Source organism: Pseudomonas sp. Root401 (assembly GCF_001425105.1).
Classification (GTDB): domain Bacteria; phylum Pseudomonadota; class Gammaproteobacteria; order Pseudomonadales; family Pseudomonadaceae; genus Aquipseudomonas; species Aquipseudomonas brassicacearum.
The window spans coordinates 635,705-660,853 of the sequence record NZ_LMDO01000001.1 but is presented as its reverse complement, the minus strand read 5'-3'; the positions used below and the strand labels follow the sequence as shown (position 1 = coordinate 660,853).

Here is a 25,149-nt window from a genome sequence, read left to right as displayed (position 1 = left end):
TGCAATGGGTCGGTGGCTGCCCTTAATGACAGGCCGCAACCGGCCAAAAAGAGACAGTGGACATTACCCACGCCAAGGCGCTAGCGTCAGCCCCTTCAATTCGAGGGCTACACCATGGATGCTATTGCCGACTACTCAAATGAACACCATCGCCGTTGCGTCGTGGAACTCTGGGAAACCGTATTCGGTTATGAAACCGCGCATAACACCCCCAGCTTGGCTATCGACAAAAAACTGGCCGCAGCGGATGGCCTTTTCTTTGTGGCCCCGTCAGGACATGAAGTTGTTGGCACCGTTCTCGCCGGATACGACGGCCATCGTGGATGGTTGTACTCGGTGGCGGTGCACCCGTCGCACCGCAGAAAAGGCATAGGGATGAGTCTAGTCCGTCATGCAGAGGATGCTCTGACCGCGCGAGGCTGCATGAAAATCAACCTGCAAATCGTCAGCTCAAATGAAAGTGTCAAAACCTTCTACGAATCTCTGGGCTACTCGACCGAGCCGCGAATCAGTATGGGCAAAAAGATCGAATCGAATATCGAGATGCCGGAAGAGCAGGCTTGGTAAACGTCCGCTTCGGGTCAGAAGCAGCCCTTCGCTTCCGACCCGATCCATCTTGGGAAAAATGGAATCTATTCCACCGGACGCTTATCTAGGGTCGATGACATCCAGCGCCCGGTTTGCCAATAGCTGACCCAGCTCGATCAACTGCTGCAGCCCTAGTGCAACATGCCGTCGAGAATCCTCCAGATCGAACGCTAAATCGTTGGCCATGGCATTGGCAGAGGCCAAGGTTTCGCTGAGGTTGGCCAACAGGCTTTCCGCATCGACGCCCTCCACGACGGTGAATAGCTGGTCCGGAGGTGGCTTCTTGTCAGGCTGGGCGGGTTTGGGGTTCAGATAGGAATCGATGACACGTTCGGCGTTGGCATCGGCCGCGATGTCCAGGTGCAGCGGTGGAACGGGTGGGTCTGGGATGAGTTTGTCCATATGGACCTCCTAACGTCAGTCGGATCCGCCACTGTTCGCGACTAAACGAAGTGGGGTGGCGGCTGTGCGCAGGTTAGTCGACCGGGACGTTAGGAAACCGGCGCACCCTAAAGTGCCCTGCGCACAGCCACCATAAAATCAGCGAGAAAACCGTAGCCTGACTTCAAGGGGACCTTGCGCCTAACGAAATACCGAGCGACTAAACCCGACCGCTGAATTGGCAGCGGTGGACAAAGACTAGGCACCGGAATCAGCAGGCGCAAGAGGCTGGAATTTTCTAGGAAATGTCCTGCAAGTCAATGGGGAATATTCGTTCCGTCGATTCCTACGACACGCTCGTTCAACCATTCCCCCACCGAAGCGCGACGCGACGGGTGCGATGTGATTGGAAGACGGTGGCGGGCGCAAGCTGCGGAACAAATAAAAAATGAGCGATCTTGATCGCCCATTCAATTCAGGTGCTAAGGCAAATTTGCGACAGGAATACGTTCCTGTGCCTGGGTGACATCGTAGACATGCTGCTCACAACGATCACCCACAAACTTTGGCAACATCCCCCAGGACGTGCCCAACCCAAACACCTGGCTGTGGCCGCTCAGGTATTTGGTCAGGCCATGATCGAAATGTCTGCACAAGCCAGCGGCACGGGAACTGATGCACCGGTGCCCCTTTTAAGATCTTGCCCAGCATCAGGCTCCTGAACGAATGCGCTCGACCAGACGCGCCTGGAGTGCTTCCAGCTCCTCGGGATCGGCCTTGCCCCTGCCATGTATACCGGGTGCTTCACCGTCCCAGCGAGGAATGATGTGCATGTGAATGTGATAGACCGTTTGCCCGGCCACAGCACCATTGAACTGCGCGACCTGGACCCCGTCCGGCTGCAATTCGTCCACGATGATCCGCGTCAGGCGCTGCACGGCAGACATCATCGCACCCAGGACGGCGGGCTCGACCTCGAGGATATTTCGCGCCTGGGAGGCTTGGGGAATGACCAGGACATGCCCGCGCGATTGGGGGAAGAGATCCAGGAAGGCCAATACATCGGCGTCTTCGTAAATCTTGTAGCACGGCGCATCGCCGCGAAGGATCAGCGCAAAAATGTTCTGCGGATCGTAATGACCGTGGAGACTCATGATCACTCCTTGAATGGGTTTGGAGAGGTAGGTGGGTTGCTGGTAAGAGATTTAGCACAGTCCAGGGGCAACGTCTTGTCGAGGGCTGCTTGAACACCGGGACTGGGCTTGCTGGGGAGGGGGTGGATCAGTGGGGATCGGTGCTGAATGTCGGGCCGCCATCGCGAGCAGGCTCGCTCCCACAGGGGGATTTGTGGAGGTCACTCAATCACAGCCCACCGCCGATCCATTGTGGGAGCGGGCTTGCTCGCGAAGGCGGCGGACCTGTCGGCATCGTAGTTGATTGACCCACCGCTTTCGCGAGCCCGCTCCCACAGGGGACTTGTGGTGATTACCCACTTACAAGTCCACCGCTACCCCATTGTGGGAGCGAGCCTGTTCGCGATGGTGGCGGGTCAGTTGGCATCGGTGTTGGATGCCAAGCCGCTTTCGCGGGCCTCCGTCAGCGTAACGGCAATTTTCTGCTGCAACTCACTTTGCGAAAACGGCTTGTGCAGGACCGGGCACCCGGCGTATTCGGCTGGCAGCCCTCTGGCGCCGTATCCGGTGCTGAACAGGAAGGGAATATGGCGACCGCGAAGGATTTCGGCCACCGGAAAAACCCGCTCGCCAGCCAGGTTGACGTCGAGGATCGCCAGATCAACCTGCACCGAGCCGGCCATGTCACGTGCCGCAGCGAGCCGGGCGACTGAGGCCACCACTTCGCATCCGAACTCCTCCAGCATGTCCTCGATCAACAGGGCAACCGCGCCTTCGTCCTCGACGACCAGCACCCTGACGCCAACAAATGGGGTCATGCCCCGGTCACCCCAATCAGGAACGAAAAGCGGCAGCAAACGCCTTCTGGAGCGTAGGTGAGATCGAACTTGCCGGCCAAGTCGCGCTCGATGCAGCGCCTCATCAAGCGCGAACCCAGCCCTTCCCGTTCCGGCGGTGACACAGGCGGCCCTCCTTGTTCGCGCCAGTCGAGGGTCAGCAACGTTCCGTCCACCTGGGTCTGCAGGTGCCAGGTGACGGCAAGCGTCCCGCTCTCGACCGACATCGAGCCATATTTCAGCGCGTTGATCGCCAATTCATTGAGGGTCATCGTAAGGTTGAGCGCCACGCGAGTGCCGACGTCCACAGAAGGGCCTTCAATCACGATGCGGCCAGGCTCATGCCCAAACACCGGCATCAGCACCTCGGGGGCCAGGGTGTCGAGCGGCGTCTGCCCCCAATGCCGCTTCGTCAAGAGATCGTGTGCCCGCGACAACGCCAGGAGCCTTGCCTCGAAACGCCTGTAGCCGTCTTTCGCATCCTCTGCGTTGCGTGCCGTCTGGGCGGCCAGCGATTGCACCGTGGCCAGGGTGTTCTTGACCCGGTGATTGAGCTCATCGATCAGCGTCTTCTGCCGGTTTTCCGCCTGCTTTCGCTCGGAGATATCCACCAGCATGTTGATAGCGCCCACCAGGTTTCCATCGGCATCATGCAAGGGCGTGGGAAAAGGCGTGAACGGAACGCGGCTACCGTCCGGCCGCTCTGCAATTGCCTCGACGCCGCGAATCGGCCGGTTTTCCTTCAGGGCCACCGCCATCGGGCATTGGTCGTGGGGCAGGAAACTGCCGTCCGTGTTGAACAGTTTCCAGGTCACGCACCACTGGTCGCCCAGCCGAGGGGTGCGCCCGGACAGTTCGACAGCGGCGCGATTGTAGAAGGTGATGCGGCCATCGGCGTCAGTGGTGTACACCGCGGCAGGCAACGCCTCGAGAAGATTGCGCATGTGCCGTTCGCTTTCGCGGACCTGGTTTTCCATCCGCCGCGCCAGCGTGACGTCCTGCAGCACTCGCACGCCATAACGAAACGTACCGCTGGCGTCCCTCACCGAGGAACTGTGGATGTCGAGGTAAACGACCTCGCCATCGGGCTTCAAGGCGCGTTTGCGCAGCACGTAGTTATCAAGTTCACCGGCCACCTGGCGGGCGTACAACCCCGCGTCCTGCGGGATGCAATCGGGGTGGGTATAGTCCAGGAATGTCATCGACAGAAGCTCTTCCCGCGAGCGACCCAGCATGTTGCACAGGGCATCGTTGACGCGGAGCAAGCGACCGTCGACGTCGGCCTCGGCAATACCGATGGTCGCCGCCTCGTAGGTCGCCGAAAGCCGGTCATCGCTGTCCTGGCGCGCCGCCTCGGCTGCATGGATACAGCTCCTGTCGAGGGTGAAGCAGCGCGTATTGAAGAGTTTTCCGTCTTCGAACCGGCCATTGGAAGTGATCATGACATGCTTGATCGAGCCGTCCTTTGCCCTCAGTCGCGCTGGATAGCTTTCCAGGCAGTCGCCGCTGCCCAGCTTGGTGAGGATGTCGCCAATGACCGGCTCGTCGAGGTGAAATTCGGTGATGTGGCGGCCAATGTACTCGTCGGCTGAATAGCCCAGCAGCGTCAGCTCCGCCTTGTTGGCGCGCAGGATAATGCCCTCGCCACTGACGATATGCAGGCCCACCGCGCTGTTTTCGAAAAAGTCTTCCAGGTCGGCGCTCTTGCGCCGAAGCTCTGCGGCCATGGCGTGGTGCGCCGAGACGTCCTGGAAGCAGTTGATCACCCCTTGAATGACACCCCGCCAATCCCTGAGGGCGCGAATGTTCATCAGCGCCACGAACCGCGAGCCGTCCGGGCGCTCGATGAGCACTTCCTGATTGCGCGAGGCAATGCCGGTATTGAGTGCCGAGGCTGTCGGGCAGTGTTCGAATGCCAGCGGCGTACCGTCAGTCAGGAACAGTCGATGGGCGCCGCAGAAACGATCACCGTTCTCACCAAGTGCCGGCGTCCTTCCCCACAGCTCGGCCGCCTCGCTGTTGTATCTGACGAGCCATCCCTGGCGATCACAGAGGTACACCGCACCAGGAATGGCATCGAGTGCGCTCGTCCCCATGGCGATCAAGCTCTCGTACTCGCTTGGCGCACGGGTTTCCCTGGATAGCTCTTCAATGTTCGACATCAGTCATCCTCAAACCGCCTGGCTGAAACCTTTCACAGGGCATCAATGGAGTCTAGATCCCTATTCACCGGGCGAGTTCAGGAAAACTCGACGTCACAAGCCTCGTGCCTCAAAACTTGAACAGTGCCTGGGGTGCCTGGACCATTAACGCCCGCCTAAGTGGCGCCGAACATTCCAACGCACGCAACTGAGCCATGACTGTTTCGAAACCGACATGTTCTTCATGCTGCGTGTGCGGCCAGTCGCTGCCCCACACCAGGCGCTCGGGGCCAAAGCTGTGTTCCAGCGACGTTAACGAGGCACGAGCGAATTCAAGATTCCGCGGCGCCGTAGCGCCCAATCGATAGATGCCGGACACCTTCATCCACACCTGCCCGCCCTGCCCCAGTTCCAGCAATTGGGCAAAGCCAGGTTGATCCAGCCCCAAACGCGCATCCGGACGACCGAAGTGATCGACCACCAGTTTGATGCCCAATGGCAACAGTTGTCCTATCAGCCCCGGCAAGTCCACCAGGTTGGCATGCAACTCGACATGCCAATCCAGCTCTGCGATGTGGCCCAAAAAGCCTTTCCAGGTAGGGTCGCGAAAATCAGGTAAAGCTTGGCCCATCAGGTTCAAGCGAACACCGACCACGCCCAACCGGGCCATGTCGTCCAGCTCGACTCGGCTGACGTCTCGCGCCACCACCACGACCCCACGCAATTGCTCTGGCGCTTGCCGTAGCGCGGCCAGCAAGTAGCGGTTATCCGTGCCGAGAAAACTTGGCTGCACCAACACGCCGTGGCTCAAGCCGTGGGCATGCAACTGGCCCAGGTACTGGGCGAGCGTGGCGTCGTAGTCAGGTGTGTAGCGCCGGACAGCCGCCAGTTCCAACTCGCGGCTGAATACGTGGGCGTGACAGTCAATGCCGGTGATCGGCGTAGTACGGGTATCAACCATGGGTTTCATCTATCGAAATAAGGGAAATCAGGCTCGGGCGCCCTGACCGTCACTCTCCACCGCAGGCGCCGATGCAGCAGTGGCTTCCAGGCTGCGACCGCGGGTTTCCGGCAGGCAAAGCGCCGCGATCACCGCCACGCCGTAGGCAATCCCGGCGTCGATGCCAATGGCCGAGCCCAAGGACATGGAGTCGCTCATGTGCCCGACCAGGAACGGAAACACCGCCGAAAGCACCCGGCCGAAGTTGTAGCAGAACCCCACGCCGGCGCCGCGGACATCCGCCGGGTACAACTCGTTGAAAAACGCCCCGAGGCTCGCCGGAATACCCGCAGCGAAGAAGCCGAGCGGGAAACCCAGGAACAGCATCTGCGTGTTACTCAACGGCAGGAACACATAACACTGCACGGTCACCACGCAGCACAGCGCGAACAGCACGATGTTCTTGCGACGGCCTATACGATCGATCAACAGGCCACTGACCACGCAGCCGCACCAGAAGGCGAAGATGATCACCGCCAGGTAGCCACCGGAGTTGAGCACCGACAGGTTGCGCTCGGTCTTGAGGAAGGTTGGCAGCCACGTCATCACCGCGTGGTAACCGCCGTGCGCCCCCAGCCCCAACAGCCCGCCAAACAAAGTCACGCGCAGCAGCTCGGGGCGAAAGATACCGCTCAGGGATTTGAAGAAACTTTGCGGGATGACGTTGGCTTTTTGCAGGCGCTGGAAGCTATCGGGTTCCTCAACGTTGCGCCGTACCCAGATGATCAGGAACGACGGCAGCAGGCCCACGATGAACATCACCCGCCAGGCCATGTCTTGCGGCACAAGGGAGTAGATCAGCGTGAAGACGCCGACCGCCAGTCCCCAACCCACCGCCCAGGCGCTTTGTACCGTGCCCATGACCTTGCCGCGGTATTTGGGGTTGATGGTCTCGGCCATCAATACCGCACCGGCGGCCCATTCACCGCCGATGCCGAAGCCCTGCAGCGCCTTGACGATCAACAACGAGTGGAAGCCGGTGACGAACGCCGACAGGAAGGTAAAAAAGGAAAACCACAGGATCATCCATTGCAGCGTGCGCACCCGTCCGTAACGGTCCGACAGCGTCCCGCCGACCCAGCCACCAATGGCCGAAGTGACCAGGGTCACGCCGCTGACCAGCCCGGCATCGCCCTTGGTCAGGGCGAACGCGGCGATCAACGCCGGTATCGCCAGGCCGAACATCTGTACTTCCAGCGCGTCGAGCGACCATCCGCCGAAACAGGCCCAAAACGTTTTACGCTCCCGCGCAGTGACTTGGCGATACCAGCTGAACATGATTCTTATCCTTGTAAGTGGAACGAAAGGCAGCCGAGAGCGAACCGCGCCGCTACAGGGCCAGTCATGGCAAACAAAACGATAAGGGCTGCGGCGACCGACTCGCCGCTAACCCGGTGGGGTCAGCGGATTTCCACGCTGTAGCGGAAGTGTTCGGCATGCCCGCGCGAGCGTCGCCACTCCAGGGGATTGCCGGCGTAGTCCCGCGCCAGACGCTCGATCACCACCACCGGACTGTTGACCGGCACCTGCAGCAGCCGCGCGTACACCTCATTCACCGATTCAGCGGTGAGGGTTTCTTCGGCAGAGGCGACCACCTGACCGCAGGTTTCTTCATAGATGGGATAAAGCAGCGGTCCCTTTTGACTCAGGTCGATCTCGAGCAAGGGTTGGAAACGGCTGCGGGGCAGCCAGATTTCTTCGGCGAGCACCGGCGCCACATCCAGCAGACGCACCCGCACGATGCGAATCACCGGCGCATCCGCTGGCAACCCCAGCGCCTGGGCCACCGCCGAAGGCGCGACCACAGGTTCCACGGACAGGATCCGGCTCTCGGGAACCCGGCGTTCGCCTGAAGCGCTTTGAAAGCGGAAAAACCGGAACAGCGACGACTGGAATTGCGGCCGGCGAATGAAGGTGCCGCGCCCCTGCTGGCGCTCCAGGACGCCCTCGCTGACCAGCGCATCGATGGCCTTGCGCACCGTGCCGGTAGACAACTGGTATTCGGCCGAGAGTACCGCCTCAGTAGGAATCGCCTCCCCCGGACGCCAGCGGTTATTGGCGATCTGTTCAGCCAATTGGTCGCGTAAACGTTGATACAGCGGCAGGCGGACATCACTGGAGAGAGATTTCATTGACCTTATTCACCTTGTTATCTAGTCATATATATGAATATGGACGCGAGTATTTGCTCAAGGTCGATTGCTTGTCAAGAATGCTCAGGCTAGCTGGCTGACGAATGGCCGGTGGCGGCGGTGGCAAGCGGTAGCCGGACCCGCACCTCGAACCCCTCCTGCCGGTCTTTTGCCGGGGACAGCAGTTCGATTCGCCCATTGATCCCCTGCACGATCGTCTTGACGATCGCCAACCCCAATCCCGACCCACTGGTTTGGCTCTGGCCGCGCACGAAACGTTCGGTCAGGTGCTGCAGGACGGCCACCGGCACCACCGGTCCGGCATTGATCACCCGCAGCAGTGCCTGGTCCGTGAGGGTGACTTCGATGGGTTGATCCATCGCGCCGTACTTCAATGCGTTCTCGATCAGATTGCGCAACAGAATGCCGAAGGCGTCCGGGTCGACGGTCGAATACACATGGGCCTGGGCAGGAAGTTGCAGCGCGATCCGGCGGGTGCTGTTGTGCCGCCACTCGTCCACCACGTGGGCCAACAATGGGACCAGATCCTGGGGCGTTTGCGAGAGCAGTCCGCCCCCTTCAGCCTTGGCCAATTGCATGAGTTTTTCCGATAACCGGGCCAATTCGCGCAAAGCGCTTTCGATCTTTTTCGCACGCAAACGCAACGGACCTTCAGGGGCCTCCTGGTACAGCCGCTGGACTTGCGCCAATGTCGCGGCCAAGGGTGTACGCAACTCATGTGCGCTATTGGCGGTGAAGCTGCGCTCGGCCTCCAGGGCCTTGCGCAAGCGCTCCAGCAGGCGGTTTACCGCATCCGCCAAGGGGTTGATTTCTGCCGGCAGGCGCGACACCTTGATCGGCGACAGATCCCCCACGCCACGGGCCTCTACCGCGTACCGATAGGCCAGCACGCTACCCAGGCTCATGCGCACCAATAGCCAGGTCCCCAGCAGGCTGATGGGGACCAGCGCCAATAACGGCCACAACAAGGTAAACAAGGCCTGTCGTGCGGCCTCGCGGCGATGGCGCAACGGCTCGGCGACTTCGATGAATAGCGTCTCACGCAGCGCACTGGCGCCATACAGACGGTACTTTCCAATCGTGGAGAACCCCTCAGCCGGGTGTTTGCTGAAGATCTGCGGGTTGGCATCGTGGGACTGCATCAGGACCTTGCCTGCGGCATCGCGCACCAGATAAGTCAGGTGCTCCTTGTGCATCTTCAGGGTGGCTACCTGTTGCACCTCCCCCGGGTTTTCCCGGTTGCTGATTTCCAGCACGGCCAGGGGCAGGATGCGTTGGGCGGTCTCCTCCAGTGCGCTGTCAAAGGCCTCGTTCAGCTCATGTTGCACCCCGCGCCAAGTGCCGATGGTCGCCATTAGCCAGAGCAACGTCATGCCCAGCGTCAGTCCCAGGCCCAGACGTTTTTGCAGGCTGAAGGTCGTCTTCATACCGACACCATCCGGTAACCCATGCCCCGCACGGTTTCAATCAGGTCGCGCCCGAGTTTCTTGCGCAATCGACTGATATAGACCTCGATCGTGTTGCTTTCGATTTCGGCGCCGAAAGCGTACAGCCGATCTTCGAGTTGCCCCTTGGACAGCAGCGCGCCGGGACGCTGGATGAATGCCTCCAACAGCGCCCATTCCCGGGCCGTGAGTTCCACGGCCACACCGGCCCGCTGCAACGTACGGGCCGTCATATCGACGTGCAGCTCACCAAGCCTGATCTGGGGATTGGGGTTGCCGCTGTAACGACGGGCCACCGCAGCCACACGGGCCGACAGTTCAAACAGATCGAAGGGTTTGACCAAGTAATCGTCGGCGCCGGCATTGAGGCCGGCGATTCGATCAGAGATCTGGTCCTGGGCCGTCAGGATGATCACCGCCGTCGCGTCACCTGCACTGCGCCGCTGACGCAGGAAATCCAGCCCTCGACCGTCCGGCAACATCAAGTCAAGCAGGATCAGATCATAAGCGGTGGTGCTCACGTTGCTGCGTGCATGGGCAAGGTTCTGCACCCAATCAACGGCATGGCCGTCATCGGCGATCTGCTCGCGCACCGCCTCCCCCAACCTTGGCGAGTCCTCAACCAATAAAACCCGCATCGGGCAGCTCCTGTCATCGTGGTTTGCCGCACCTTAGCGGCCTTACCTGACGTGAATCTGAAGATTCAGCTGGCTGTCAGGAATGCCCCGTAGGGTATGCCCACGACGAAACCCCGGCAGGAGACAGATCATGAAATCAGGTTTTATTGCCAGCACTGCGCTGATAAGTGTGCTGGCCAACGGTTACGCCTTGGCCGATGACGACTGCAGCGAACCGGTCAATGACTGGCAACCACGGGAAACCCTGCGCCTGCAGGTGGAACAGCGGTACGGCTGGAAGGTGCAGCGCATCAAGGTCGACGACGGCTGCTACAAGCTCAAGGGCCTGGACCGCCAGGGCAATGTCATCGAAGCCCGCTACACACCGGCGTCGCTGCACCTGCGCGAGCTCGAGATCTACTTCCGGGACGATGACGATGCCAGCGCTTACCTCGCCCCTGCGCCCGCGCCGTGACATTTCGACGCGTTGATCCTGCCGTTCAGGTTGCTGTCAGCAAGCAGGTCCAGGCTCTCGCCCCAACGATCAAAAGGACAACCCCCATGAAAAAAATCATCGCTGCAACCTGCCTCGCCGGCGCCATCATCCTGCCGGGGCTGGCTCAGGCCCGTGAAGTAACCCTCACGACCCAGCTCAAGCGCTACAGCGGCAACGATGCGTACCTGGCGATCTACGTCACCGACGCCAGCGGCCAGTACCAGAAAACCCTCTGGGTGGCCGGCAAAAAGGCCAAGTACTACAAGCACCTGGCCGACTGGGCCCGCGGAAGCAAGCTGAGCCCCAGCGAGTACGACGGCGTCAGCGGCGCCAGCGTTGGCAGCGGCGACACCCTCAAAGTCAGCGTCGAGCTGGCAGACACCCTGATCGATGCCGGGTATCAGATCCGTATCGATAGCGCCGTCGAGGATAAGCGTGATGCCCGGGCCGACGTCAGCGTGCCATTGACCCGCGAAGGCGCAGGCAAGCCGGCGGCCGGTAATACCTACGTCGAATCCTTTACTTACGATTTGTAGCATCTATCTGTTCGGAGGCCGAACATGCTTCGCCAGCTCCACTCCCTGCCCGGTCTGATCGCCGCCCTGTTGGTCATGCTCTTGGCCATCAGCGGCGCGACGTTGTCTATCGATCCGGCCCTTGAACGCCTGAACAACACGTCCACTGCGATTGGGCAAGTCAATGTCGGCCAGTTGGCCGGACGTGTTGCCAGTCACTTTCCGGGCGTGGAGCAGATCCAGCGCACCGCGTCCGGGACCGTCATTGTCTACTTCAATCAGGACGGCCGGGTCGGGGCCGAAAAGGTCGACCCACTGACCGGGCGAGGCCTGGCCCCCTACGAACCCTCCGCTTTCTCACGCTGGATGAAAGACCTGCACCGCTCGCTGTTTCTTGGCACACCGGGCCACGGGGTGTCAGGCGTCGGCGCGCTGTTCATGCTGATGCTGTCGGTGTCCGGGGCACTGCTGCTGGTTCGGCGGGTCGGCGGCTGGCGCAACCTGCTGCGGCCATTGCGGGGCGACTTCAGCCAGCGCTGGCACGCAGAGGTCGGTCGCTTCGCGTTGCTTGGGCTGCTGTTATCGGCACTGAGCGGGCTCTACATGTGCGCCACGACCTTCGACTTCATCGCCGATGGCAGTCAGAGCGAACCTGCATTCCCCGACCACATCAGCGCGGGCTCGGCCTCGCCCGTGGCGAGCCTGCAAGCTTTGCAGGCCACCGATCTGACTGATCTGCGCGAGCTCGTCTACCCCAGCCCGAATAATCCGCAAGACGTGTTTTCCCTGCGCACGGCCCAGGGCGACGGCTACGTGGACCCGGTCAGCGGCGCCCTGTTGTCCTATCAAGCTCACGACTCGATGGGCAACGTCTACGAGTTGGTCTATCAGTTGCACACCGGTGAAGGACTCTGGTGGCTGGGCCTGTTGCTGGGCCTCTGTGCCCTCGGCGTGCCCGTGATGAGCATCACCGGCATCCTGATCTGGTGGCGTCGCCGCCAGGCCGGGCCGAATATCCGCCACAACAGCGCTGCGCAATCCGCCGACACCGTTATCCTGGTCGGCAGCGAAACCAACAGCACCTGGGGCTTTGCCAACACCTTGCATGAAGCCTTGCATCAAGCCGGCCACCGCGTTCACAGCGCGGCAATGAATCAATACGCCAACGACTACGGCAACGCTCAACGCGTGTTCATCCTCACCGCGACCCACGGTGACGGCAATGCCCCGGCCTCGGCTTCGCAGTTCCTGGCACGGCTGGCCGAAGCCGGCCTGAAACCTGGCCAGCCGTTTGCCGTGCTGGGTTTTGGTGACCGGCAGTTTACGCAGTTCTGTCAGTTTGCCCATCAGGTACAGGAAGCCTTGTTGCAGGCCGGTGGCACGCCGTTGATGGAGTTGGAAACCATCAACCGCCAATCCCCCCAGGCGTTTTCTCGCTGGGGTCACGCCTTGGGTGAAGTGCTGGGGCAAGACCTGACGCTGGTCCATACCGCATCGCATCCACAGACCCATCAACTGATCCTGAACGAGCGCATTGCCTATGGTGAACAGGTCGGCGCGCCCACCCACGTGCTGCGGTTCAAAGCCTCAGGGACATTACCGGCCTTTGAAGCCGGTGATCTGGTCGGCATCCTGCCCCCTGGCAACCCTCTCCCGCGGTTCTACTCGCTGGCCAGCAGCTCACAGGACGGCGTGCTGGAGATCTGCGTACGCAAACACAAAGGAGGTCTGTGCTCATCATTCCTTCACAGCGTGGAGATCGGGGCGACCATCGACGCCTTTATCCAACCGAATCCACAATTTCGCCCGGCGTCGGGGGCGCACCCAGTGATCCTGATCGGCGCCGGTACCGGCATCGGCCCGCTGGCCGGTTTTATCCGCAACAACAAGGCCCACCACCCCATGCACTTGTATTGGGGCGGGCGTAATCCGGCCTCGGACTTCCTCTACGAAACCGAGCTCAACCATTACCTGGCTGACCGGCGCCTGACGGCATTGCACGCGGCCTTTTCCCAGGTAACGGACCGTTCCTACGTGCAAGACCGGCTGATCAGCGACGCCCTGATGTTGCGTCGGCTGATTGAGAAAGGCGCCCAGGTATTGGTGTGCGGCGGTCGCGAGATGGCCAAGGGGGTAATGCTGGCCCTGGACGAAGTACTGGCACCGCTGAACCTGAATGTGCGGACCCTCAAGGCACAAGGACGCTATCGTGAAGACGTCTACTGAATTGCAACGCTACAGCCTGAGCGGCGAAACCATGGGCACGCGCTATACCGCCCTGTTCTATGCCGGAACCGAACTCGACACCCGCCCGATCAGTCACAGCCTGGCGCATGCCGTGGGCCGGGTGGACCAGCAAATGTCGACCTGGAAAGCCGATTCGGATCTCAATCGCCTCAACAACGCACCGTTGCAGGAATGGATAGCGCTGCCCGAGGAACTGACCGCGGTATTGTCTGCGGCGCTGCGCGTCAGCCGGCAATCGGGCGGCGCCTTCGACATCGCCGTTGGTGATCTGGTGGACGCCTGGGGCTTCGGTCCCGGCGAGCTGTCCATCACCGAACCGGCGCTCGATGGATTGCCTGCGCCAACTCGACGCTCGACCAGTGCAGCGCTGGTCGTTGATTCACAACGCAACCAGGTGCGCAAACAGGCACCGCTTAACCTCAACTTGAACGGCATTGCCAAAGGTTTTGGTGTCGATGAGCTGGCCCGCTGCCTGGACAGGTTTGGCATCGCGCGCTACCTGGTAGGCATCGACGGCGAGATGCGCGCCCGCGGCAGCAAACCTGATGGGCAGCCCTGGGTCGTGGCCATGGAAAAACCCCGTCGGGGCGTGCGTGAGGTCATGGGTGTGATGGAACTCAGCGACGCCGCCATCGCCACCTCCGGGGATTATCGACACTGGGTCGACGTCTGTGGGCAATCCTTCGCCCACACAATGAACCCGGCCACCGGCGCCCCCCTGTGCAACCCGCTCGCAGCCGTCACGGTGGTGTCGACTTCATGCATGCTCGCCGACGCCTGGGCCACAGCGCTGATGGTACTGGGCGAAACCCAAGGCCCCCGCCTGGCACAAGAACGCGGGATGGACGCATTGTTCGTCGTGCGCGACGGTTTGCAGCTCAAGGAAATATCCATAGTCGGCGGACAGTTGCAGGCTCAGGTCCAAACGCGCTGATGCCGACGCTCGGGTGTTGAGTCAGAAGAACGGCCACTCATGCACCAGCCGGAGAAGGTCATCATGCACCCGCCTCACAACGCAAAACCTGCAGCCATGTGCTGAGGGAGTGCAGCGTCCGGCGCGGTACCTGAACGCTGCCCCCTGTGGGAGCAAAGCTTGCTCGCGATAGGGCCAAAACAGCTGAACGCAATTAACAACGTTTAACTCGCGCGCGCGCGTCCCACGCCCAAGAATGAAGCTCTTGTCTTCCTGGCGCGAAAGCCCTCCTTCGCCCGCCCAATGTCACATGGAAATGAAGCATGTTGCCTGCACCACACCACTCAACCACCGCCCTGAAACCGCTCTGGCTGCTTGCCCTGCTCACCGGCAGCGCCGCACCAGCGATGGCAGCGGAACTCGCGCAAAGCACGCCTGGTTTTCTCGACGGGGCGACGCAGCAAGTCCTCAGCCGCAACTTCTACCTCAACAATGACTATCGCACCGCGACCCCGGCAGGCAAAAGCTACAAACAGGAATGGGCCCAGGGCTTCATCGCCTCGTTCGAGTCCGGCTTCACCCCTGGCACGATCGGCGTAGGCATCGATGCCCATGCGTTCCTGGGGTTGAAACTGGACGGCGGCAAGGGGCATTCCGGAACGGGATTATTGCCGCTGGATGAGAACGGGCGAAGCGAGGACCACTACTCCAGCGCCGGCGGCGCGCTGAAATTCAACACCTCACGCACCACCCTGGCGGTCGGCGAAATGACCGTGCAGAGCCCGGTATTCGACACCGCAGACAAGCGCCTGCAACCCGAATACGCCAGCGGCCTGCTGCTCTCCAGCCGCGAGTTCGAAGGGATCGACCTGCAGGCGGGCCACTTCAGTGCGTTCAAGAATCAGGACGCCTCGACCAGCAAGGGTGACTTTTCCGGGTATGGGGCGACGACGCGCAACGGCGCCATCGACTTCATCGGCGCCGACCTGTTCACCGGCCAAGCCCTGGGCGGCGCACTCTACTCCTCCGAACTGAGCGACACCTGGCGCCAGTACTATGCCAACCTGCATGCCACCCTTGGCGAACTGTTCCTCGACGGCAACCTGTATCACACCCGCGACTATGGCAAGGCCAACGCCGGGGCCATCGACACCACGGCCTATAGCCTGAGTGGCAAATACCGGCTCAATGCCCAGGCGTTCACCCTGGCCTATCAGAAAATCAACGGCGACACGCCCTTCGATTTCGTCGGCGGCGACTCCATCTACCTGGCCAACTCGATCAAATATGCCGACTTCAACGGCCCGGGCGAGCGCTCATGGCAAGCGCGCTACGACCTTGACCTGGGCACCTTGGGCATCCCCGGCCTGAGCTTCATGGCCCGCTATGTGACTGGACGCGGGATAGACGGCAGCCATGCCCCCCAAGGCGGTGCCTACAACCCGTTCGATAGCGACACGGGCACTTACAGTCCGCAACAAGGCACTGGCGGACGCCATTGGGAGCGCGACCTGGACCTGCATTACATCGTGCAGTCAGGCCCGGCCAAGGACCTGTCGCTGCAACTGTCCCATGTCACCCATCGCGCCAATAGCAGCCAGGGCGGCGATGACATCGACCGGCTGTATATCGTCATCCAGTACCCCCTCAAGCTGGGGCCGTTCTGACCCTGCCACAACGGATACCCAATACTTTATCCGTCATGGCGGCTTCAACGGTTTAACCGCGACTGACCGAAGTCGGTCTGACGATCACTTCCCAGTTCACCTTCAAGCCAGTCGAGCAGCGCGCTTACCTCAACCCGACCTTCCCCGCCCGGCCGGCTGAATACCGATATCGCATCAGGCAAAGGGACGCTTTCTGCGCAAGGTCTCACCAACGCACCGCTCTCAAGCAGCCCTTGGGCGGTGCGCCGCCACCCCAACGCGATGCCATGCCCCTCGACCGCCGCCTGGAGCATCAAGGGGTAGCTATCGAACACCGAGCCCTTGGGAGAGTTGTCAAACGACTGTCCAAACGCCTGGAACCAAGCACCCCACTGCATCCAATGAGGCGGCGTAGCGTGATAGTGCAAAAGGGTGTGGGACTTCAGGTCACGGACTTGCAACACTTCGTGGGTACGCAGGTAATGAGGACTGCATACGGGAAACACTTCATCAGCGGCGGTAAACATCAAGCCATGGACGCCGCTGGGCCGTCCCGTGCTTTGCAGGGCCACGTCAAAATGCTCATTGAACTCAGTCAGCGGCCCGGTAGATGTGGCCACCTGGATCTCGATTTCCGGGTATCGCTGGTGGAACGTCGAGAGCCGCGGCATCAACCAGTAGAACGCTTCGCATAATTGGCACAGCAAAACGACGCGGTTTTTACCTGGCGATTGACGAAGGCTGACAGCACTGGCACTGATACTTTGCAACGCGTTACTCACCACACGTCCCAACTCACGCCCTTGCTGGGTCAGGAAAACGGCGCGGTTACGACGGCAGAAAAGTTTCAGCCCCAAGTCCTCTTCGAGCCCACGGATCTGCCGACTGATCGCCGCTTGGGTGATGTGCAGCTCCTCGGCGGCCTTGGAAAAACTCTCCAGGCGCGCAGCCGCTTCGAAGGGCAACAAGCTGGCAAGCGGCGGCAATGTTTTTCCAAGGGTATTCATAATCAGAGGTAATGCATCCAAGGCCGAGAACTCGTTTGTAGCATAGCTGCGACGCTGTGCAACATGCGCTCAATGCCTTAAGGATATGCATGAATGCCCAATGCCTACTCGAACACCCTCGCCGGCGTGAGCCTTGCCGTCGTCGCGACACTGAGCTGGGCATTGAATTTCATTGCGCCTTACGTCGTCGGTGCCTACACGATCCACGATTTGATGATCATACGGTTCCTGATCGCCGGGGCGCTGGGTGTGGCTGTCGTGATGGGCTATCGAACCCAGCTTCGGCGTATGCATCGCAGCCAACTGCTACTTGGCGCAAGCCTGGGGGTCATCGGGTACCTCGGCTACAGCAGTTGCATTGCCGCAGGCGTCATGTTTGCCGGGCCGGTACTGACCCCGGCGTTTATTGGCATGGTGCCGGTCCTGCAGGCACTGCTCGGCAACGCTACCCACAAAACCCTCCCATGGCGAAGGCTGGCGATACCGCTGGTTTTTTTAACGGGAGGGCTATTGCTATCGAACATCAGCAGCATCCAGCAGCCCCTGAGCGACGACGGCTCATGGTTGACGGGCGTGTTTTTCTCGATCGGTGCGGTGCTCTTGTGGCTCGTATTCAGTTGGTTGAACCAGGGCGCCTTGGTCAACCTGTCGGCCAGCGTTTCGCGGGCCTGGACCGGCCTCATGATGGTCGGCGCAAGGATCGGCACCTTGTGCTTGTTACCGGCGGCGCAGGCGTTTGACCTTCTCAAGCTGCCAAGCCTGGGTTTCAGTGTTTCCCTGGCGGGACACCTGTACGCCTGGGGTCTTGTGATTGCGCTGATGTCGTCAGTCATCGGGGCCTGGGCGTGGAACGCGGCGTCCCGTCGCCTTCCCATGGTGCTTTCCGGGCAGTTGATAGCCCTGGAATCACTATTTGCCACACTACTGGGCCTGTTGTTTCATCAGCGGCTGCCAACGCTTCTAGAAGCGTCCGGTCTTACTGGCGTGCTGGCGGGGGTGGTGATGGCAGTTCGTATCATCCTGACGTCCACTGTCCCCGATAGAAATGCCTCCTTCATCCGCTGATTACTTGCGCGTGGCCCACTCTGATTTTTGTCAACTGCATGGCTCGTCCGACGCCCTCACCGCGCTGACTTGAACCTAGTTGATTTAGCTCAATGTCTTTGCAGCCCTCAGGCGTAGAAAAAACAAACCAGGGAGCCTGATATCTCCCCGACCATTTATGCACGGCCATCCGAGGCCTTTTATTGAGTCGAGGCCATGAAAAAAACCCACCAATGGAACCTGTCCTACTTCTTCATTGCACTGGCCGTGTTCAGCCTGGTGCAGTTCCTGTTTTTCGAACGCCCCGCGGTGCAGGTCATCCCCTATAGCCAGTTCCTACAGCTGTTGAGCAATCAGAAGGTCAGCGATTTACGCGTCGAAAAAGAACACATCAGCGGCAAATTGCAGGAACCGATTGAGGGTCACAACCTGTTCTCGACCGTACGGGTCGATCCGGCTCTGGCAACGGACCTTGCCCAATCAGGTGTCGGTTTTACAGGCATCAACGAAAACACTTTTTTGAACGGCTTGCTGGGCTGGCTGCTGCCCTTCGTGCTGATCATGGTGGTCTGGCATTTCCTGTTTCGTGGGTTGGCGGAAAAACAGGGCATGGGTGGCTTGATGAACATCGGCAAGTCCCGCGCCAAGGTGTTCGTCGAACGCGATACCGGGGTGACCTTTGCCGACGTCGCCGGCATCGACGAAGCCAAGGCCGAGTTGGTGGAAATTGTCTCCTTTCTCAAGGACAAGGCGAAATATGCGCGCCTGGGCGCACACATCCCCAAGGGGACGTTACTGGTCGGCCCGCCGGGCACCGGCAAGACCCTGGTCGCCAAGGCCATCGCCGGAGAGGCCGGCGTGCCCTTCTTCTCGATATCGGGGTCGGAATTCGTCGAGATGTTCGTCGGTGTTGGTGCCGCTCGCGTGCATGACTTGTTCGAACAGGCCCGGCAGGCCGCGCCCTGCATCATTTTTATCGATGAGCTCGATGCGCTGGGCAAAATGCGCGGCGTCGGCGCCTTCGGGGGCAATGACGAGAAAGAACAAACCCTCAACCAATTGCTGGCAGAGCTCGATGGGTTCGACCCGCGTGAGGGTGTCGTGCTGCTCGCGGCGACCAACCGCCCCGAGGTACTGGACCCGGCGCTGTTGCGAGCCGGCCGGATCGACCGACAGATTCTGATCGATCGCCCCGACCGTAAAGGCCGGCAGGCGATCCTCAAGGTCCACCTGCAGAAAATCGTCACCGGCCAGGACCTCGATAGCGAGCGTATCGCCGACATCACCACCGGTTTTACTGGCGCTGACCTGGCCAACCTGGTCAACGAGGCCGCCATCATCGCCACTCGACGGGGTGCCGAAACGGTCAGCCTCGACGACTTCACCGCGGCCGTGGAGCGCATCGTTGCCGGGATCGAACGCAAGAGCAGCCTGCTGCACCCCGATGAACGCCAAGTGGTGGCCTACCACGAAATGGGCCATGCACTGGCGGCCAGCAACCTGCCAGACATGGACCCGGTCCATAAGGTCTCGATCGTGCCGCGTGCCATTGGCTCGCTGGGCTATACCCTGCAGCGACCGACGGAAGATCATTTTCTTGTCAGCTACCAGATGCTCAAGGACCGCATGGTCGTCCTGATGGCGGGACGTGCCGCCGAATGCCTGGCCTATGGCCAAGTCTCGACCGGGGCCGCCGATGACCTGGCCCACGCCACGGATATCGCCCGGCAGTTGATCACCCGCTTTGGCATGAGCACGGAGCTTGGCCTGGCGGTGCTGGAACGCAAAAGTGCGAGCTACCTGGGCGAGCGCATGGAAATCGGTGACAAGGACTATTCGGAACAAACCGCCAGGGAAGTCGACCTGGCTATTCGCGCCTTGCTCGCTGAAGCCTATCAACGCGCCAGGACACTGCTGGAAAACCATCGGGAAGACCTGGACGCCGGGGCCCATCTGCTGGTGGAAAAGGAAACCCTGACACCTGAAGAGTTTGCCCCGCTCCTGCCGCTTAAACACGCTGCGCTGGCCTTGCGACTGGTTTGACGGCGCCTGGCCGTTGATCGATCTGTCACGGCGTGAACGAATCCAACGCACCCTGTACACACACCCACGACGCAATAGCGTCATCTGCAAGCCCCATAGTGAAGGTTTGCACCCCCATCCTTTGTACCCGTTCTGCGTCTATCGACAGCCGGTAGCACTTTAGGCCGACAAAAAACAAGCGCAGCTGAATTGTTCTTCTATGCTTGCACCAGATAAAGGAAATTTCCCCATGAGCGAGCTTGAACCGCGACTTCTGCACGTGCATGCGCTCAAGACCGCTTGTTCGAACTGCAGCGTGCTCGAACTGTGCCTGCCCATTGGCCTGACGGGCGGCGAAGTCGAGCGCCTGGACACGCTGATCGCCCAGCGGATGAAGGTCAAGAAAGGCGCCGCGCTGTATCGGACCGGCGACCCACTGCGCTCGTTGTATGCCGTGAGGTTGGGCTTCTTCAAGACCAGCGTCCTTTCGGTAGACGGTCGCGAACAAGTCACCGGTTTCCAGATGCAAGGCGAAATGCTCGGCCTGGACGCTATCAGCACCGATCACTACGCCTGTAATGCCATCGCCCTGGAAGACAGCGAAGTCTGCCCGCTGCCTTTCAACCTCCTGGAAAAACTGGCCCACGACTTGCCGTCGTTGCAGCACAACCTGAACAAACTCCTGAGCCAGGAAATCGTGCGTGACCACGGCATGCTGTTGATGCTCGGCAACATGAACGCCGACGAACGCCTGGCGGCGTTTCTATTGAACCTATCCCAGCGGCTTAACATGCGCGGTTATTCCTCCAGGGAATTTGTGCTGCGCATGAGCCGCGAAGCCATCGGCTCCTACCTGGGCCTGCGTCTGGAAACCATCTGCCGGGGCATCGCCCACCTGCGCCAGGAGGAACTGGTAGACATGCATGGGCGCAATGTCACCATTCTGGACTTGCCCGGCCTCAAACAAAAAGTCGCCGGTTGCCATCGTCATACGGAACTGTGACGCTTGCTCTGCATGACATCTGATCTACGTCAATACCCCTCAACGCCTCCAAGCCGAAATTAAGACTCAGCGTTCGAACCTTTGCATCGACGAAGGTTACCGAACCTCCCGTCTCATGGAGGCTTTGATCATGGCAACGCACCTGCAAGGTACAGAACCGGTCATCCCGACCGTCAAACCTCACCCTTTGGCCGGCAGTTTGCGAAAGGTCGAGCCCAGGCGCCTGTCGCTGAGCCTGCTGATCGCCCTGGTCGTCGGTTCGATGATCGGCAGCGGCATCTTCAGCCTGCCCCAGAACATGGCCGCCAGCGCTGGCGCCGGGGCGATCCTGATCGGCTGGCTCATCACCGGCGTGGGCATGCTCTCGCTGGCCCTGGTCTACCAGACCCTCTCCAACCGCCAACCGGAACTGGACAACGGTGTGTTTGCCTATGCCCGTGCCTTGGGCGGCGAATTCCTCGGTTTCAATTCGGCGTGGGGCTATTGGATCAGCGCCTGGATCGGCAACGTCAGCTACCTGGTGATTCTGTTCGCCGCGCTCAGTTACTTTTTCCCCGTGTTTGGCGAAGGCAATAACAAAGCCGCGATCATCGGCGCGTCCGTGGTGCTGTGGGCGTTGCATTGGATGATCCTGCGCGGAATGCGCACCGCCGCCAAGGCCAACGCCCTGACGACGATCGCCAAGGTGGTGCCGTTGCTGTTGTTCATCGGGCTGGTGATTGCCGCTTTCTCCAAGGACACCTTCATGGTGGATTTCTGGGGTACGCCGGCGCTGGGCAGTACGCTGGACCAGGTCAAGAGCACCATGCTGGTGACGGTCTGGGTGTTCATCGGTATTGAAGGCGCCAACGTATTCTCCGCCCGGGCCGCCGAACGGGCCGACGTCGGCCGCGCCACCGTGATTGGCTTCGTCCTCACATTGATGTTGCTGATCGCCGTTTCCCTATTGTCCTTGGGCATCCTCAGACAGCCCGAACTGGCCGCCCTGAAGAACCCTTCCATGGCGGGTGTACTGGAAGCGGTGGCCGGGCCTTGGGGCGCGGTGCTGATCAGCATTGGCCTGATTGTGTCAGTGGGCGGTGCGTTGCTGGCCTGGACGCTGTTGGCAGCCGAATCGGTGTTCACCCCGGCCAAGGAAAAGGTCATGCCGCGCCTGCTGGCCACGGAAAACCAACATGGCGCACCGGCCAACGCGCTGTGGATCACCAATGGCTGCATCCAATTGTTCCTGTTGCTGACCCTGTATTCGAGCGCCAGCTACCTGGCGCTGATTTCACTCGCCACCTCGATGATCCTGCTGCCGTATCTGTTCAGTGGCCTGTATGCACTGAAGATGACCTGGCAAGGCCAGACCTACGCCGGCCATCGCGGCCTGCAACTGCGCGACATGGTCATCGCTGTGGTCGCGACGGGCTATTGCGTCTGGCTGCTCTACGCCGCCGGCCCCCGCTACATGCTGCTCAGTGCCCTGCTCTATGCCCCCGGTTCGCTGATCTACCTGAGCGCTCAACGGGCCAGGACGGGACGGGCCTTCAATGGTTTTGGCTGGGGCCTGCTGCTGGTGATCTGGGCGGCGGCGATTTTCGCCGGCTGGATGCTCTGGTCCGGCCAACTGTCTTTGTAAGTTCGCAAGCGTGCATTGATCCGTTCGGCAGCGGTATCTGGTCATCTGGCCAGGTACCTGCCCGGACATCACCCAAGAGGGAAATCAAATGTCCAATTCAGTGAAAAAAATGCCGGTCAAAACCGAAGAAGACGCTCCGCATCCCGCCAAGACTGACCTCAGGCATCCATTTGAAAAGCTGCGCCAGCAGGTGGATCGCCTGTTCGATGACTTCAACCGGGGCACGGGGATTTCTCCTTTCAGTCGCGGGCTGTTCGATGTCGAGCCCTTCTGGCGCCGAGAGTTCTCCTTGAGCAGCCTGCCGGCCGTTGACATCAGCGAGAAGGAAAAGAGCTTTGAAATCACCGCCGAGTTGCCCGGCATGGATCAGAAAGACATCGAAATCCGCCTGGCCAATGGCAACCTGATCATCAAGGGGGAGAAAAAAGAAACCAAGGAAGAAAAGAAAAAGGGTTATCACCTGTCCGAGCGCCATTACGGTTCCTTCGAACGCGTGTTCAACCTGCCAAAAGGCGTCGACAGCGACAAGATCGAAGCCCAGTTCAGCAAAGGCGTGCTGACCCTGATACTGCCAAAAAAACCAGAAGCACTGAAAGCGGAAAAGGTCGTGCCGATCAAGGCCGATTGATCGCTTTGAACCCTGCCCCTCGCCGGCCAACGACGAGGGGCTTTTTCATGCCTGCGCTTATTTCAGGCCGAATGCGTCGTTGAAGCGGCCGCCCCCTTCGCGAGCAGGCTCGCTCCCACATTGGGCCGTGGCGGGCACTAATCCGGCGACCACTGAAAATCCTCTGTGGGAGCGAGCCTGCTCGCGATAGCGGTGGATCAGTTAGCATCTATTTCGGCTAGGCCGCCCCGCCGCCTTCGCGAGCAAGCTCGCTCCCACACAGGGCCGTGGCGGGCACTAATCCGGCGACCACTGAAAATCCTCTGTGGGAGCGAGCCTGCTCGCGATAGCGGTGGCTCAGAGTTCGACGCTATCGCGGTACTCCGGCACCGATACCGACCAACCCAATTCATCGCAAATGCGGTGGCGCAAGACATCGGACGCATTAGGTTCGCCATGCACGACATAGGTGTGCCGGGGTGGTGTCTTGAAGCCGCGCAGCCATTGCATGATTTCGTCGGCATCGGCATGGGCCGAGAGCGTTTGCATGGGCACCACTTCGGCATTGATCGGCACGTCCTTGCCGTGGATGCGCACCGCAGGCTCGCCCGCCACAATCCTCGCACCTCGCGTACCGCCTGCCTGGAAGCCGGGCATCAGCAAGGTGTTGATGGGGTTGGGCGCCAGGCTCTTGAGGTGGTGCAGCACGCGCCCGCCGGTGGCCATGCCACTGGCGGCGATGATCACCGCCGGGGTGCGTTGCAGGTCCAGGGCCATGGAGTCCTTGACCGAGCGCACCGGATGGGCGATGTGGCACATGCCTTCGCACTCCTCCCTGGAAAGACGATGCTCGTCACCAAAGCGCTGGTACAACCGGGTGACATCAATGGCCATGGGGCTGTTGAGGTAGATCGGGATATCGGGAATCGCCCGGCGTTGCTTCAGGCGATACAAGTGGTACATCAACAACTGGGCCCGGCCAACCGTGAACGAGGGCACCAACGTGATGCCACGGCGCAGCGCGGTGCGAGTGATCACCTCAGCCAATTGGTCTTCCGGCGACTCGTGTGGGTGTCGACGGTCGCCATAGGTGGACTCCACCAACAGAACGTCCGCCTGCTCGATGACCTTCGGCGCGAACATCACCGGATCCTCGGGTCGCCCCAGGTCCCCGGAACACACCAGCGTCACCCCACCGGCCTGGACCTGTACCGTCGCGGCACCGAGGATGTGCCCGGCGCGACGCAGCAAGATGGTTATCCCCCGGGCGATCTCCACCGGGTGTTCGAATGCAATCGGGCGCAGCAGTTTCAGCGCTCGTTCAGCGTGTTCACGGGTGTACAGCGGAAAGGCCGGCGCATGTTTGGAGAACCCCTTGCGGTTGGCGTATTCGGCTTCTTCTTCCTGCAAGCGAGCACTGTCACGCAGCAGGATCTTCACCAGCTCGCAGGTCGCCGGCGAGGCATAGATAGGGCCGCGATAGCCATTACGCACCAGCACCGGCAGGTAGCCGCTGTGGTCCAGGTGGGCGTGGGTCAGTACGATCGCATCCAGGTCACGCATCGGCAGTTCGAAGGGATCCCAGTTGTGCAGGCGCAACTGCTTGTAGCCCTGGAACAGGCCGCAATCTATCAGGATGCGCTGATCGTCATGTTCCAGCAGGTACTTGCTGCCAGTGACCGTACCGGCGGCCCCGAGAAATGTCATGCGCATGGCGGTGCTCCTGGACAA

At 60.7% G+C, this 25,149-nt stretch carries 21 protein-coding genes and 1 pseudogene; 11 read left to right on the top strand and 11 right to left on the bottom strand.

The features are described from left to right. Nucleotides 1-123: 123 nt before the first annotated feature. Nucleotides 124-567, top strand: a pseudogene (locus ASC85_RS02690) (GNAT family acetyltransferase); the annotation flags it as partial. Nucleotides 568-648: 81 nt separating this feature from the next. On the opposite strand, the gene ASC85_RS02685 reads toward ASC85_RS02690, so the two are convergent. The 9 genes from ASC85_RS02685 to ASC85_RS02645 form a co-directional block, all read right to left on the bottom strand. Then, nucleotides 649-990: a DUF6124 family protein gene (locus ASC85_RS02685; RefSeq protein WP_046062260.1), complete on the bottom strand. Its 342-nt coding sequence runs from the start codon at nucleotides 988-990 to the stop codon at nucleotides 649-651. 689 nt (nucleotides 991-1,679) lie between these two features. Then, entirely contained in the window at nucleotides 1,680-2,123 is a 444-nt protein-coding gene (locus ASC85_RS02680; RefSeq protein WP_057448143.1) for an HIT family protein, read from the bottom strand. 395 nt (nucleotides 2,124-2,518) lie between these two features. After that, the gene (locus tag ASC85_RS02675; RefSeq protein ID WP_057448142.1) at nucleotides 2,519-2,920 is read right to left on the bottom strand and encodes a response regulator; all 402 of its coding nucleotides are present in this window, start codon (nucleotides 2,918-2,920) and stop codon (nucleotides 2,519-2,521) included. Then, nucleotides 2,917-5,100, bottom strand: a complete 2,184-nt coding sequence (locus ASC85_RS02670) for a PAS domain-containing sensor histidine kinase (RefSeq protein ID WP_057448141.1) — start codon at nucleotides 5,098-5,100, stop codon at nucleotides 2,917-2,919. Before ASC85_RS02670 ends, ASC85_RS02675 begins: the two co-directional genes overlap by 4 nt. Before the next feature lie 109 nt (nucleotides 5,101-5,209). Further along, entirely contained in the window at nucleotides 5,210-6,040 is an 831-nt protein-coding gene (locus ASC85_RS02665) for an amidohydrolase family protein (RefSeq protein WP_057448140.1), read from the bottom strand. Between the two features lie 27 nt (nucleotides 6,041-6,067). Further along, the gene (locus ASC85_RS02660) at nucleotides 6,068-7,357 is read right to left on the bottom strand and encodes an MFS transporter (RefSeq protein WP_057448139.1); all 1,290 of its coding nucleotides are present in this window, start codon (nucleotides 7,355-7,357) and stop codon (nucleotides 6,068-6,070) included. 122 nt (nucleotides 7,358-7,479) lie between these two features. Next, a complete protein-coding gene (locus tag ASC85_RS02655; protein WP_057448138.1) occupies nucleotides 7,480-8,211 on the bottom strand; it encodes a GntR family transcriptional regulator in 732 nt (243 codons plus the stop codon). A gap of 89 nt (nucleotides 8,212-8,300) precedes the next feature. Beyond that, a complete protein-coding gene (locus ASC85_RS02650) occupies nucleotides 8,301-9,659 on the bottom strand; it encodes a sensor histidine kinase (protein ID WP_057448137.1) in 1,359 nt (452 codons plus the stop codon). Continuing rightward, entirely contained in the window at nucleotides 9,656-10,315 is a 660-nt protein-coding gene (locus tag ASC85_RS02645; RefSeq protein ID WP_057448136.1) for a response regulator transcription factor, read from the bottom strand. The genes ASC85_RS02650 and ASC85_RS02645 overlap by 4 nt, the downstream gene beginning before the upstream one ends. A 130-nt stretch (nucleotides 10,316-10,445) precedes the next feature. Here ASC85_RS02645 and ASC85_RS02640 point away from each other — a divergent pair, with 130 nt between their 5' ends. From ASC85_RS02640 to ASC85_RS02620, 5 genes are all read left to right on the top strand, one after another. Then, on the top strand, nucleotides 10,446-10,769 hold the full coding sequence (locus ASC85_RS02640) for a PepSY domain-containing protein (protein ID WP_046062249.1): 324 nt from the start codon (nucleotides 10,446-10,448) through the stop codon (nucleotides 10,767-10,769). An 86-nt stretch (nucleotides 10,770-10,855) separates the two neighbouring features. After that, nucleotides 10,856-11,326: a DUF2271 domain-containing protein gene (locus ASC85_RS02635; protein WP_046062248.1), complete on the top strand. Its 471-nt coding sequence runs from the start codon at nucleotides 10,856-10,858 to the stop codon at nucleotides 11,324-11,326. A gap of 24 nt (nucleotides 11,327-11,350) precedes the next feature. Next, nucleotides 11,351-13,531: a PepSY domain-containing protein gene (locus ASC85_RS02630; RefSeq protein ID WP_057448135.1), complete on the top strand. Its 2,181-nt coding sequence runs from the start codon at nucleotides 11,351-11,353 to the stop codon at nucleotides 13,529-13,531. Further along, a complete protein-coding gene (locus tag ASC85_RS02625; protein WP_082534296.1) occupies nucleotides 13,515-14,486 on the top strand; it encodes an FAD:protein FMN transferase in 972 nt (323 codons plus the stop codon). The genes ASC85_RS02630 and ASC85_RS02625 overlap by 17 nt, the downstream gene beginning before the upstream one ends. 302 nt (nucleotides 14,487-14,788) lie before the next feature. Continuing rightward, a complete protein-coding gene (locus tag ASC85_RS02620) occupies nucleotides 14,789-16,132 on the top strand; it encodes an OprD family porin (RefSeq protein ID WP_057448133.1) in 1,344 nt (447 codons plus the stop codon). Between the two features lie 44 nt (nucleotides 16,133-16,176). Here the strand turns inward: ASC85_RS02620 and ASC85_RS02615 are convergent, their stop codons facing one another. Next, nucleotides 16,177-17,118 (bottom strand): LysR substrate-binding domain-containing protein, encoded by a 942-nt coding sequence (locus ASC85_RS02615; RefSeq protein WP_057448132.1) that lies wholly within the window; start codon nucleotides 17,116-17,118, stop codon nucleotides 16,177-16,179. Nucleotides 17,119-17,211: 93 nt separating this feature from the next. Between ASC85_RS02615 and ASC85_RS02610 the strand changes: the two genes are divergently transcribed. The 5 genes from ASC85_RS02610 to ASC85_RS02590 all read left to right on the top strand — a co-directional run bounded on the left by ASC85_RS02610 (nucleotide 17,212) and on the right by ASC85_RS02590 (nucleotide 23,439). After that, nucleotides 17,212-18,183 (top strand): DMT family transporter, encoded by a 972-nt coding sequence (locus ASC85_RS02610; protein WP_057448131.1) that lies wholly within the window; start codon nucleotides 17,212-17,214, stop codon nucleotides 18,181-18,183. Nucleotides 18,184-18,378: 195 nt separating this feature from the next. Then, a complete protein-coding gene (gene ftsH / locus ASC85_RS02605; protein ID WP_057448130.1) occupies nucleotides 18,379-20,205 on the top strand; it encodes an ATP-dependent zinc metalloprotease FtsH in 1,827 nt (608 codons plus the stop codon). Nucleotides 20,206-20,434: 229 nt separating this feature from the next. Beyond that, nucleotides 20,435-21,187, top strand: coding sequence for a fumarate/nitrate reduction transcriptional regulator Fnr (gene fnr, locus ASC85_RS02600; protein WP_057448129.1), 753 nt, complete (start codon nucleotides 20,435-20,437; stop codon nucleotides 21,185-21,187). Between the two features lie 130 nt (nucleotides 21,188-21,317). Beyond that, complete coding sequence (gene arcD, locus ASC85_RS02595; RefSeq protein WP_057448128.1) at nucleotides 21,318-22,811, top strand: arginine-ornithine antiporter; 1,494 nt, start codon at nucleotides 21,318-21,320, stop codon at nucleotides 22,809-22,811. An 88-nt stretch (nucleotides 22,812-22,899) separates the two neighbouring features. After that, nucleotides 22,900-23,439 (top strand): Hsp20/alpha crystallin family protein, encoded by a 540-nt coding sequence (locus ASC85_RS02590; protein WP_057448127.1) that lies wholly within the window; start codon nucleotides 22,900-22,902, stop codon nucleotides 23,437-23,439. Between the two features lie 336 nt (nucleotides 23,440-23,775). On the opposite strand, the gene ASC85_RS02585 is transcribed toward ASC85_RS02590, so the two are convergent. Then, the gene (locus ASC85_RS02585) at nucleotides 23,776-25,131 is read right to left on the bottom strand and encodes an MBL fold metallo-hydrolase RNA specificity domain-containing protein (RefSeq protein WP_057448126.1); all 1,356 of its coding nucleotides are present in this window, start codon (nucleotides 25,129-25,131) and stop codon (nucleotides 23,776-23,778) included. Between the last annotated feature and the right edge of the window lie 18 nt (nucleotides 25,132-25,149).